The sequence below is a fragment of the Pseudomonas sp. GW821-FHT01C01 genome, assembly GCF_059422645.1.
This window is the reverse complement of the sequence record NZ_JBWKXF010000019.1, coordinates 1-11151: the sequence shown is the minus strand read 5'-3', so window position 1 is coordinate 11151 and position 11151 is coordinate 1. Positions and strand designations below refer to the sequence as shown.

At 60.6% G+C, this 11151-nt stretch carries 10 protein-coding genes; 6 read left to right on the top strand and 4 right to left on the bottom strand.

Annotated features, from left to right (window positions below; genetic code table 11):
- Positions 1-60: 60 nt before the first annotated feature.
- Positions 61-798, bottom strand: coding sequence for an anti-sigma factor family protein (locus AC07XF_RS14030; RefSeq protein WP_495026955.1), 738 nt, complete (start codon positions 796-798; stop codon positions 61-63).
- Positions 791-1303 (bottom strand): sigma-70 family RNA polymerase sigma factor, encoded by a 513-nt coding sequence (locus AC07XF_RS14025; RefSeq protein WP_495026954.1) that lies wholly within the window; start codon positions 1301-1303, stop codon positions 791-793. The genes AC07XF_RS14030 and AC07XF_RS14025 overlap by 8 nt, the downstream gene beginning before the upstream one ends.
- 165 nt (positions 1304-1468) lie before the next feature.
- On the opposite strand from AC07XF_RS14025, the gene AC07XF_RS14020 reads away from it, so the two are divergent.
- From AC07XF_RS14020 to AC07XF_RS14000, 5 genes are all read left to right on the top strand, one after another.
- Positions 1469-2437, top strand: a complete 969-nt coding sequence (locus AC07XF_RS14020; protein ID WP_495026953.1) for a metallophosphoesterase family protein — start codon at positions 1469-1471, stop codon at positions 2435-2437.
- A gap of 13 nt (positions 2438-2450) precedes the next feature.
- The gene (locus AC07XF_RS14015; RefSeq protein WP_495026952.1) at positions 2451-2759 is read left to right on the top strand and encodes a cupredoxin domain-containing protein; all 309 of its coding nucleotides are present in this window, start codon (positions 2451-2453) and stop codon (positions 2757-2759) included.
- 215 nt (positions 2760-2974) lie between these two features.
- The gene (locus AC07XF_RS14010; protein WP_111285873.1) at positions 2975-3475 is read left to right on the top strand and encodes a sigma-70 family RNA polymerase sigma factor; all 501 of its coding nucleotides are present in this window, start codon (positions 2975-2977) and stop codon (positions 3473-3475) included.
- 40 nt (positions 3476-3515) lie between these two features.
- Positions 3516-4499, top strand: coding sequence for a FecR family protein (locus AC07XF_RS14005; RefSeq protein WP_495026951.1), 984 nt, complete (start codon positions 3516-3518; stop codon positions 4497-4499).
- Between the two features lie 98 nt (positions 4500-4597).
- Positions 4598-7021 carry a TonB-dependent siderophore receptor gene (locus AC07XF_RS14000; protein ID WP_495026950.1) on the top strand — a complete coding sequence of 808 codons (2424 nt, stop codon included), beginning with the start codon at positions 4598-4600 and terminating at the stop codon, positions 7019-7021.
- Between the two features lie 113 nt (positions 7022-7134).
- On the opposite strand, the gene AC07XF_RS13995 is transcribed toward AC07XF_RS14000, so the two are convergent.
- The gene (locus AC07XF_RS13995) at positions 7135-8286 is read right to left on the bottom strand and encodes an MFS transporter (protein ID WP_495026949.1); all 1152 of its coding nucleotides are present in this window, start codon (positions 8284-8286) and stop codon (positions 7135-7137) included.
- A 165-nt stretch (positions 8287-8451) separates the two neighbouring features.
- Here AC07XF_RS13995 and AC07XF_RS13990 point away from each other — a divergent pair, with 165 nt between their 5' ends.
- A complete protein-coding gene (locus AC07XF_RS13990; protein ID WP_495026948.1) occupies positions 8452-9444 on the top strand; it encodes a diaminopimelate epimerase in 993 nt (330 codons plus the stop codon).
- Between the two features lie 112 nt (positions 9445-9556).
- Here AC07XF_RS13990 and codA read toward each other — a convergent pair whose 3' ends face one another.
- Positions 9557-10801 carry a cytosine deaminase gene (codA, locus tag AC07XF_RS13985; RefSeq protein ID WP_495026947.1) on the bottom strand — a complete coding sequence of 415 codons (1245 nt, stop codon included), beginning with the start codon at positions 10799-10801 and terminating at the stop codon, positions 9557-9559.
- Positions 10802-11151: the final 350 nt, after the last annotated feature.

Here is an 11151-nt window from a genome sequence, read left to right as displayed (position 1 = left end):
CGAGCAAGCCCGCTCCCACAGGGTTTTGTGTCATCTGTTTCGGTGCGATTCTTTAGAAATCTACGGTTTGAGCATTTGGCTGAACGCCTCCAGCTCACTTTTCTCCAGATCGGAAACCAGCACGAAGCGCATGTGGTTTTCTTGCCAGGACACGACGTTGAAACCTCGGATCGTCTGGCTCTGTCGCGGCTTGTCGGCCTCCTGCACGGGCAAGATGAACACATTGATTATGTGCTTGGCCCGACCATAACTCAGGGCCGCCGTGGTCTGATGCTGCAGATAATCCAGCCGTCCGCCCAGCAGGGGAAAACCTTGTGCGGAGTAATCGAGCACCGGCGGCGAGAAGTCGAGTTTGCCGGTGAACCAGGGCTTCACGGTGTGGCGGTCGGACGACACCACATCGTTCAAATGCTCGCCCATCAACGAGCGCACATGGCTGGAGACTGCCTCGTCCATCAACGGCTGTTCGCTGCCCGGCGTCGCTACATACAACACCACCGCCAAGGCCAGCGCCGCCGCTGAAAAAACGGGTGCGAACCATTGGCGCCAACGCTCGACGAAGCTGGCTGCCGGGGGGGCAGGGGCGAACACCCGGGCAGTCAATGCTGCAGGCGCCGCGTAATACGGCGCCCGTTGCTTCACACCGGCCTTCAGCAGCTTCGTCTGATCATGCAACCGCGCGCACTCGGCGCACTCGGCCAGATGCCCGGCCACATTCGCAGCCGTCGCCGAATCAAGTTCCTGGTCCAGATAGCCATGCATCAGCGTCTGGCAAACCGTGCAGTCGAGTTCATTCATGATCGTGCAACTTCAGTAGTTCGAGCTTGAGCATGGCCCGCGCCCTGGCCAGCCTCGACATGACGGTGCCGATGGGAATGTCGACCACCAGGGCGATGTCCTTGTAGGGCATGTCTTCGAGTTCCTTGAGCACGATCACCTCGCGAAACGCCGGCGGCAGGGCGCACAGGGCTTGCTGGATCAGCGCCGCATTTTCGCTGTGGATGGCCAGCAGTTCCGGGGTCTGGCTGTGACTGAGCGTCTTGTCGTCTTCGGGGAGTTCATCGCCGATGGCGACCCAATGGTGGCCGGCCGAAGCCTTGAGCCAGGTGTAGCTTTCGTTGCGCACGATGGTCAGGAACCAGGCCTTGGCGTTGCCATCGGCGAAGCGGTGCAAAAACTTGAAGGCGCGCAAGGCGCTTTCCTGCACGACATCGGATGCGGCGCTGTCGTTGCCGGTGAGCCAGCGCGCGAGGTTGTAAGCGGCGTCCAAGTGGGGCGCAAACAGTTCCTCAAATCGCTTCATAGTGGTTCCCGCACTGTCCCACCCCTAATAACCGTGGTGCGGCGCATTTTATTCCCGGAAAAAACTTATTTTTTGATCTGGAATAAAGTCCCGTTCCGCTCGGTTTACCTCGTGTCAGCTACATCACCCGCTTCACCACTGTAGTACGCCACCGAGGGCATACCGATGGACATTCATGCAAAAAACCAACGACGCACCGACGGTCCGCTCAACCCCGACCGCCGGACGCTGCTCAAGTGCTCGGCATGGGCCGGGGCCGGCGTGATCTGGGCCCTGAGCGGCGGCATTCCCCGGGCCTTCGCCCTGGATGAGGCGGGCAATGTTTCCGACCCCAAGGCGCTCGCCAGCACCTTCCACTTCGTGCAGATCAGCGACTCGCACATCGGTTTCAACAAGGAGGCCAACCCGGAACCGCTGAAGACCTTGCAAGTGGCGATCGACAAGGTCATTGCGCTGCCAAAACGGCCCTCGCTGATCCTGCACACCGGCGATATCACCCACCTGTCCAAAGCCGACGAGTTCGACACCGCTGCACAATTGCTCAACGGCCTGCCGTCCACCGTGCACTACGTGCCGGGCGAGCACGACACCCTCGACGAGGGCGGCGGCAAGCTTTATCTGGAGCGTTACGGCAAGGGCACCAAAGGCAATGGCTGGTACAGCTTCGATGACCATGGCGTGCACTTCATTGCGCTGGTGAACGTCTTCAACTTCCAGGCGGGCCGTGAAGCGACCCTGGGCGCCGATCAACTGGCCTGGCTGGCCGACGACTTACGCGTGGTGAGCAGCAGCACGCCAATCGTGGTGTTTACCCATATTCCGTTGTGGACGATTTATCAGCCATGGGGCTGGGGCACCGAGGATGGTGATCAGGCGATTGCCATGCTGCGCAAGTACGGTTCGGTGACGGTGTTGAACGGGCATATCCACCAGGTCATCCAGAAGGTCGAAGGCAATATCACTTTCCATACCGCTCGCGGCACGGCTTATCCACAACCCGCGCCGGGTACGGCGCCGACACCGGGGCCGATGACGGTAGCGGCTGATCAGTTGCGCAATTATCTGGGGCTCACCGATGTGCGAGCGACCCAGGGTGAGCATCCGCTGGCGCTGATCGATTCGACACTGGTTTAGGGGAGGAGGCGCAATGAAAATGCGATTGTTGGCCGTTGCCTGCCTGATGGTATCGATGCCGGTGTGGGCTCAGGAGGTGAAAATCGATATCAAGGAATTCATGTTCGGGCCCAAGGATCTGGAGGTAGCCGTGGGTACCAAGGTGACGTGGGTTAACGACGACGAGATCCCGCACACGGTGGCGGAAACCCACAAGGTGTTTCGCTCCGGGGCGCTGGATACTGGTGACAGTTATTCCTGGGTGTTCAACACACCGGGGGAGTTCGAGTATTTTTGTGCGTTGCACCCGCAGATGATCGGGAAGATTGTGGTGAGTCGGTAGGCGCGCCGCAGGCTGCGATCTTTTGACTTTGGGGTTATTGAGGGCTGTTGAGGTTCAACGTCGGCGTTTTTCTTTGGTTCTGTGCCGCAATCCAGCGTTCCTGACGAATTGCACAAAGGCAGGCAGGCAAGGTGATCGACCAGGGGGGCGCAAACCATTGCTTCTGGTTAATAGGAAGCATTACTATTCGCGCCCCATCTCCACAGCACACCGCAATGACCCTCAAGCTGCCCCGCAGACACGGCTTTTTCGAGCATTACGAAGAGTTGGTTGGCACCTGGACCCGTCGCCTGAGAAATCGTCAGCAGGCCGAGGACTTGGCCCACGATACCTTCGTGCGGGTGCTTGAGTCCGATTCGGCGGTGGTGGAACAGCCCCGGGCGTATTTGCACCAGACCGCGCGCAACATCGCCGTGGACGGTTATCGGCGTGAGGACCGGCGGGGCGCCATGGAGTCAGAGGCGATTGATCTCAGTGAGTCGCCGACCGGCGACCCGGAGCATTTCATGCACGCGATCCAGTTGGCTGATTCCATCGAACGGGCGCTCACCGAGTTGCCGGTCAACTGCCGCAAAGTGTTTGTCTGGCAGAAAATCGAGGGCCTGACCCAGGCAGAAATCGCCGAACGCCTGGGGCTGTCCAAGAACATGGTGGAAAAGTATATGATCCGCACGCTTCGGCATCTGCGCGATCGCCTGGACGGGTTGCAGTCATGATCGACCGCGCCATTTCCTCCCCAGCCAGACAGGAACTTCCATGATGGATACTCGTGATTGTGCGTGCGGGCAAACAACGGTTCGCGATGACGCGGCGCAGTGGTTTGTGCGTTTGCAGGAGCCTGTCACCGATGTCGCGGTGCATCGCCAGTTTCAGGCCTGGCTGGACGAACACCCCCAACACCGAAACGAATTCGAAGTAATCCAGGGTTTGTGGAGCGCCGCCGACCTGGTGTCGGCGCCGCGTTTGCGGGCTTTGTGCGAAACCCCGCCGGTGCTGAAAAAAAGCCGTCCCGTGTTGCGTTACGCGGTGGCTGCCAGTGTGCTGGCCGTGGCGCTCGGCCTGGGTTTGTTCAGCGGCCTGAATCATCCGGCGCCTTACACCGCTGAGTTTTCAACGGCCCTGAATGAACGCCGCCATGTGGTGCTGCCGGACGGCTCGGTGGTCGATCTGGACAGCCGCAGCCGGATACAAGTGCGGTTTGAAAAGGATCGTCGCAACGTCGAATTGAGCGCGGGCGAAGCGATGTTTCGCGTCGAACACGACACCAGCCGACCCTTTGTGGTCGAGTCGGGCAGCGGCAAGGTCACGGTGACCGGCACCCGTTTTGATGTGCGCCGTGGCGCCAGCGAAACCCGGATCGTGGTGGAGCAGGGCACCGTCAAGGTTCAAGGGCGCGACGCCGCCGACAACGATTTCATCAATCTGACAGCAGGTCTTGGCACCCATGTCGATGCCCAGGGCAAGGTCGCGGCCGCCTACGCAGTCAACCCGGCGGAAATGACCGCCTGGCGCAACGGCAAACTGGTGTTCAACAACGCCAGCCTGGCCGATGTCGCGGAGCAGGTCTCGCGCTATCGGGAGAAACCGCTGAAGGTCGGCAACCCGGCGGTGGGCAATCTGCGCCTGACCAGTGTGTTCAAGTCCGACAACACCGATGCGCTGCTCAAGGCCTTGCCGAGCATCCTGCCGGTGGCCGTGCGCACCCTGGGCGACGGCAGTCAGGAAATAATTTCAAAATAAAATTCAGGTTTTTTTCGAGTTCATCGTCTTCCTGTTCAACTGCAACTGGTTTGCATTAACAAGCGCACACTCTTGCGATCCACAGGACTACGTTCGACGTGAAAAACTCCACCGCTAAAAACAACAATCTCCCCTGGTTGCCGCTGGTCCTCGCGCTGGCGGTCAACGTTGCGCTGCCCCAGGCTTTTGCGGCCGACGGCATCCACATCCCGGCGCAACCCTTGGGACAGGCCTTGAGTCAGTTGGGCCAGCAAACCTCGCTTCAGGTGTTCTTCAGCCCTGAACTGGTCGCTGGCAAACAGGCCCCAGCGGTGGATGGCAACTTGTCTGCGGAAGACGCACTGCGTCAGTTGTTGCAAGGCAGCGGCCTGCAATACCAGATCGATGAAGGTTCGGTGACGTTGATGCCGGCACCGACTTCGGCGGCAAACGGTCCATTGGAACTGGGCGTGACCGACATCAAGGTGGTCGGCGACTGGCTCGATGACGCCGATGCCGCCTTGGTGCAGAACCACCCCGGTGCACGAACCGTGGTCCGCCGCGAAGCCATGATCGAGCAGGGCGCGATGAACGTCGGCGATGTACTCAAACGCGTTCCGGGCGTGCAAGTGCAAGATGCCAATGGCACCGGCGGCAGCGATATTTCCCTGAACGTCGGCGTGCGCGGTCTGACCTCGCGCCTGTCGCCACGCTCCACCGTGCTGATCGACGGCATCCCGGCGGCGTTCGCGCCTTACGGTCAGCCTCAACTGTCCATGGCGCCGATTTCCTCGGGTAACCTCGACAGCATCGATGTGGTGCGCGGTGCCGGTTCCGTACGCTACGGACCGCAGAACGTCGGCGGCGTGATCAACTTCGTGACCCGCGCGATCCCGGAAAAAGCCTCCGCGGAAGTCGGCACCACCCTGGAAACTTCGCAGCACGGTGGCTGGAAGCACATCGACACGGCGTTCATGGGCGGTACCGCCGACAACGGCATGGGCGTGGCGCTGTTGTACTCCGGCGTGAACGGCAACGGTTACCGTGAAAGCAACAACGGCAACGACATCGACGATGTAATCCTCAAGACCCATTGGGCGCCGACCGATGTCGACGATTTCAGCCTCAACTTCCACTACTACGACGCCAAGGCCGACATGCCCGGCGGCCTGACCCAGGCGCAATTCGACGCCGACCCGTTCCAGTCCGTGCGTGACCACGACAACTTCAGCGGCCGCCGCAAGGATGTGTCGTTCAAGTGGGTGCGGCAGATCGACGATCGCACCCAGGCCGAAGTGCTGACCTACTACACCGACAGTTTTCGTGGCAGCACCATCGCCTCTCGTGACCTGAGCACACTTAACTCCTATCCGCGCAGCTACTACACCTACGGTATCGAACCACGGGTGTCCCATGTGTTTGATGTGGGCCCGACCACCCAGGAAGTCAGCGTCGGTTACCGTTACCTGAAAGAAGCGATGCACGAAGAGGCCAGTCGCGTGGCGCTGGTCAACAACGAGCCAGTCGTGCGTCCGGGGGCGGACGGCCATGTCTATCAGGACCGCACCGGTGGAACCGAGGCCAATTCGGTCTACGTCGACAACAAGATCGACATTGGCAACTGGACCGTCACCCCGGGTATTCGCTTCGAGCACATCAGCACCGACTGGCACGACCGCCCGGTGCTCGATAACGCCGGTAAACGGGTGCCGGAGAAAAATCGCAGCATCGAGAGCAATGAGCCGCTGCCGGCCCTGAGCGTGATGTATCACATGTCCGAGGCCTGGAAGCTGTTCGCCAACTACGAAACCTCGTTCGGCGCGCTGCAGTACTTCCAGTTGGGGCAGGGTGGCATTGGCAACAACACCGCCAACGGCCTGGAGCCGGAAAAGGCCAAGACCTACGAAATCGGTACGCGCTACAACGATGACGTGTGGGGCGGCGAAGTGACGCTGTTCTACATCGACTTCGACGATGAACTGCAATACATCAGCAACGATGTGGGCTGGACCAACCTCGGCGCGACCAAGCACCAGGGCATCGAAACGTCGGTGCACTACGACCTGGCCGCGCTGGACCCACGCCTTGACGGCCTGACCGCCAACGCCGGCTTTACCTACACCCGTGCCACCAGCGAAGGTGATATCCCGGGCTTCAAGGGCCGTGACTTGCCGTTCTACTCCCGTCAGGTGGCCACTGCCGGCCTGCGCTACGACATCAACCGCTGGACTTACAACGTCGATGCGTTCGCCCAGTCCAAGCAGCGTTCGCCGGGCACCGGCGTGAACGCCGATGGCAGCTTCAACGGCAACTACATCACCGAAGGCACCGCCGACGGCCAGTTCGGTGACATTCCGGGTTACGTGACCTGGAACGTGCGTGGCGGCTATGACTTCGGCCCGCAGGTGTCGAACCTGAAACTGGGCGCAGGAGTGAAAAACATCTTCGACAAGCAGTACTTCACCCGTTCCAGCGACAACAACTCGGGCATGTACGTCGGTGCGTCGCGTACGTTCTTTGTGCAGGCCAGTGTCGGGTTCTGATAGACAGAGGTGAATTCATCGCTGGCAAGCCAGCTCCTACAAGGGATCCTGCGAGCACATTATTTGTGTACGACATTGATCAACTGTAGGAGCTGGCTTGCCAGCGAAGCTTTTCAGACCTCCAACACCTTCCCGCCAATCGCCACCGCCACCAGCAATACCGCCATCAAGGCAAAGGCAAAACTCAGGCTGCTGCCATGGGCGATGAAGCCAATGACGGCGGGGCCAGCCAGAATGCCCGCATAACCCAGGGTGGTAATGGCCGGCACGGCGATGCTTTCCGGCATGACGGTCTGTTTGCCCACCGCGGTGTACAACACCGGCACAATGTTCGAGCAACCGGCACCCAGCAGCGCATACCCCAATAGCGCGGCTTCCCAACTCGGCGCGAACGTTGCCAGAAACAGTCCTGAAGCGGCCGTCAGCCCACCGAACACAATCACCCGTGTCGCACCCAGGCGCCGTACGATTTTGTCGCCGGTCAAACGCCCTGCCGTCATGGTCAAGGCAAACGCCGCATAACCAAGCCCCGCATACGCCGTGTCGATGCCACGTTCCTGCGCCAGGAACACCGCGCTCCAGTCCAGTGCCGCGCCTTCGGCGAGAAACACGATGAAGCACATCCCGCCAATGAACAGGACAATGCCATGGGGCACCGCGAACGCCGGCCCCGAACTCTCACTGCCGTAGGGCAATAGATGCGGCACAGCCCTGGCCAGCGCGATCAGGAGCATCACGATCACCACCAAAGTGGCTCCCAGTGGAGAAATACCCAGGCCAAGCAACCCGCTGACGCCCGCCGCCCCCACAATCCCGCCCAGGCTGAACAGGCCATGGAAACCCGACATCATGTTTTTGCCGCTGGCGCGCTCGACGATCACCGCTTGCAGGTTGACCGTCGAATCCACCGTGCCGAGGCCCGCGCCGAACATGAACAGCGCTGCGATCAAGGCCGGTATCGACGACACCGTCGCCAGCAGCGGCAGGGCGGCACAGATCAGCAACGTTCCGCCAGTCGTCACCCGACGGCAGCCGAAACGCGTGGCCAGGATCCCGGCCAACGGCATCGCCAGGATCGAGCCCACCCCCAGGCATAACAGCAACAGACCCAGGGTGCCTTCATCCAGCCCGGCCCGCGCCTTGGCATAAGGCACCAGCGGAGCCCACGCGGCGATGCCGAACCCGGCGATGAAAAAGGCGATGCGCGTGGACATTTGTTCCAGGCGGCCGGGAACGAAGGTGGTTTGGTTGTTGAGGCTGGTCATATCAATCCCTGGCAAAAAACGTCACGTCCTCAACGGACAGTGATCGACCGGCGAGGGTTCGATCAGTGCCCGGAAAGTTTACGGGGCAATCAGCGCGACATCGTTACACAGCGCCGGTGTTTTTCGCGATATGTTGAGCCATTCCAATGACACGCGGAGGGCGCCATGGCGCAGAGGTACGATGCACGGGGCAATATTTACATCGTGGTAGCGCCCGAAGAACTGCGCCGCCTGGGCATCGACCTGCCCGGGCAGGCCAGCCAGGCAGCGCAAACCCTCGAAACCTGGGCGCTGGCCGCCATTGAGGCTTGCTGTAGCTGGGCTCCTGGCACGCAACCGTCCGGCAGCAAGGAGCATCGCAGCGACGGTTTGCTGGTCGGACCCTTTCAGTCGTCGCCCCCCTTTGATCTGTTGATCGTCAACACCGACGGCACCCTGGCCGAGCGCAGCGGCAACGGTCTGACGATTTTTTCCCAGGCGTTGAGCGACCAAGGGCTTTTACCTCGAGACGAAGCCTTTCTGCTCAGGGTTCATCACGACAAGTCCGACACGCCTTCACCGGGACAGACTTCAGTGAGAACCGCACAAGTCGAGGGCGCAAAGGGCTTCTGGCTTGATCTGGGCCAGCCTGGGTTCGGGCCGTCGGCGGTCAGTGCCGTGGGGGTTGAAACAGCGCTGTTGAATGGCCGCGAACTCAGCCATGTTGAGCAGTTGTCGGCACTCAATGGCGCATGGTCGCGCAGCCAGTTCGCGCGGGTCGGTAATCCGCATTGCGTAACGCTGGTCGAAAACGCCGACGACTTGCCGAGCAATGAGCAGATGCGAGAAGCGCGACTGGGTGAGGGGCTGACGCGAATCGCCTACGCGATGCCGACCGGGGCAGGACGGCCCTGTGCGGCGGGGATCAATCTGCAATGGGCAATGCGCTTGTCCGAAGGGCATATTGCTGCGCGAGTGTTCGAGCGGGGTGAGGGGCCGACGGCGTCGTCGGGGACCAGCGCCAGTGCAGTGGCGTGCGCGGCATGGTGGGTAGGTTGGGTCAGTGCGGGGGAGGTGAAGGTGACGATGCCGGGTGGTACGGCTCCGATCTTGCTGGAAGAAGAGCGGGGGGAATTGAGTCGGGTCAGTCTGTTTGGTACGGCTCGGTTGATCGATTGACTTCAAAATAGCCTTCGCGAGCAAGCCCGCTCCCACAGGGTTTTGTGAACGACACAAATCTAATGTGGGAGCGGGCTTGCTCGCGAAGAGGCCAGATCAGTCAACACCAAACTCAGCTCAGCTCACTGAACTCCACCACCGGCATCGTGCGCTTCATCAACACCTTGCCATTGCGCACCGAGTACAGCGGCAACCCCTGGCTGCGGATCACCTCATAATCACTCTCCGCCGACAGAATCAGCAGATTCGCCGGCCGCCCGCGCTCCAGGCCGTAGCGATCGCCGAGGTTCATGGCTCTGGCGCTATTGTCCGTCACCAGATCCAGCGCACTTTGCAAGTTGCGATAGCCGAGCATGTGGCAGATGTGCAGCCCGGCTTCGAGCACCCGCAAAATGTTGCCATTGCCCAGCGGATACCACGGGTCGACGATCGAGTCCTGGCCGAAGCACACGTTCATGCCCGCTTCCAGCAGCTCGTTGACCCGGGTCACGCCCCGGCGTTTCGGGAAGGTATCGAAGCGCCCTTGCAGGTGGATGCTTTCAGTGGGACAGGAGACAAAACTGATCCCCGAATGCCCGAGCAAGCGAAACAGTTTGGCGCAGTAGGCGTTGTCGTAGGAGCCCATGGCCGTGGTGTGGCTGGCCGTGACCCGCGAACCCATGTCGCGGCTGCGGGCCTCTTCGGCCAGCACTTCGAGAAAGCGCGAATGCGGGTCGTCGGTTTCGTCGCAATGCACGTCCACCAGGCAACCGCTGCGTTCGGCCAGGTCCATCAGGAACTTCACCGAGCTGACACCCTGATCGCGGGTGTATTCGAAATGCGGAATGCCACCCACCACGTCCGCGCCCATGCGGATGGCTTCTTCCATCAATTCGCGACCATTGCGGTAGGACTCGATGCCTTCCTGAGGGAACGCGACGATTTGCATATCGACCAGGTGCCGACTTTCCTCGCGCACTTCGAGCATGGCCTTGAGTGCGGTCAGTTGCGGGTCGGTGACATCGACGTGGGTGCGCACATGCTGGATGCCGTGGGCGGCGAGGGTCTGGATGGTTTTTTTCGCCCGGTTCCTGGTGTCTTCCAGGGTGATGGTCGCCTTGCGCTCGCCCCAGCACTCGATGCCTTCGAACAGCGTGCCGCTCATGTTCCAGCGCGGCTCGCCGGCGGTCAGGGTCGCGTCGAGGTGGATATGCGGCTCGACAAAGGGTGGCACCACCAGTTTGCCACCGGCGTCCAGATCGTCAGGGCCCAGGGTCGGGGCTTCGATCTGGCGCGTGACGCTGCTGATCAGGCCGTTTTCCAGGTACAACTCATGCAGGCCTTCCTGGTTGCGCAGACGGGCATTGATGATGTGCATCAGGCAGATCCTTTTATCGAATCGTTTAGGCAATACCTCTACGTTAGCTCGGTGCTGGTAACTCCTGCCAGTGACATTGATCACTACAGTTCAAATGTAGGGTTTGTCCTCTTGGCGGGGGGCGAGACAAAAAGCACAGGCATAAAAAAAACAGCCGATGAAGGTGGTTTACTTGATCGACTGACGAAACGTATTCCGTTGTGGGAGCGGGCTTGCTCGCGAAGGCAGTCTTCAACATTGATGGTGACTGGCACGACCTTTTCGCGAGCAAGCTGAACTGGCCTAATAATTCCGGACACCTCTTAAGGGCGATATGATTTCGCCAACTTGGAGGTTCCATGAACGAAAGA

What these genes read in the sequence shown, in the direction of transcription:
- AC07XF_RS14030 (WP_495026955.1), bottom strand. Translation starts at nt 798, where the DNA reads ATGAATGAACTCGACTGCACGGTTTGCCAGACGCTGATGCATGGCTAT.
- AC07XF_RS14025 (WP_495026954.1), bottom strand. Translation starts at nt 1,303, where the DNA reads ATGAAGCGATTTGAGGAACTGTTTGCGCCCCACTTGGACGCCGCTTAC.
- AC07XF_RS14020 (WP_495026953.1), top strand. Translation starts at nt 1,469, where the DNA reads ATGGACATTCATGCAAAAAACCAACGACGCACCGACGGTCCGCTCAAC.
- AC07XF_RS14015 (WP_495026952.1), top strand. Translation starts at nt 2,451, where the DNA reads ATGAAAATGCGATTGTTGGCCGTTGCCTGCCTGATGGTATCGATGCCG.
- AC07XF_RS14010 (WP_111285873.1), top strand. Translation starts at nt 2,975, where the DNA reads ATGACCCTCAAGCTGCCCCGCAGACACGGCTTTTTCGAGCATTACGAA.
- AC07XF_RS14005 (WP_495026951.1), top strand. Translation starts at nt 3,516, where the DNA reads ATGATGGATACTCGTGATTGTGCGTGCGGGCAAACAACGGTTCGCGAT.
- AC07XF_RS13995 (WP_495026949.1), bottom strand. Translation starts at nt 8,286, where the DNA reads ATGACCAGCCTCAACAACCAAACCACCTTCGTTCCCGGCCGCCTGGAA.
- AC07XF_RS13990 (WP_495026948.1), top strand. Translation starts at nt 8,452, where the DNA reads ATGGCGCAGAGGTACGATGCACGGGGCAATATTTACATCGTGGTAGCG.
- codA (WP_495026947.1), bottom strand. Translation starts at nt 10,801, where the DNA reads ATGCACATCATCAATGCCCGTCTGCGCAACCAGGAAGGCCTGCATGAG.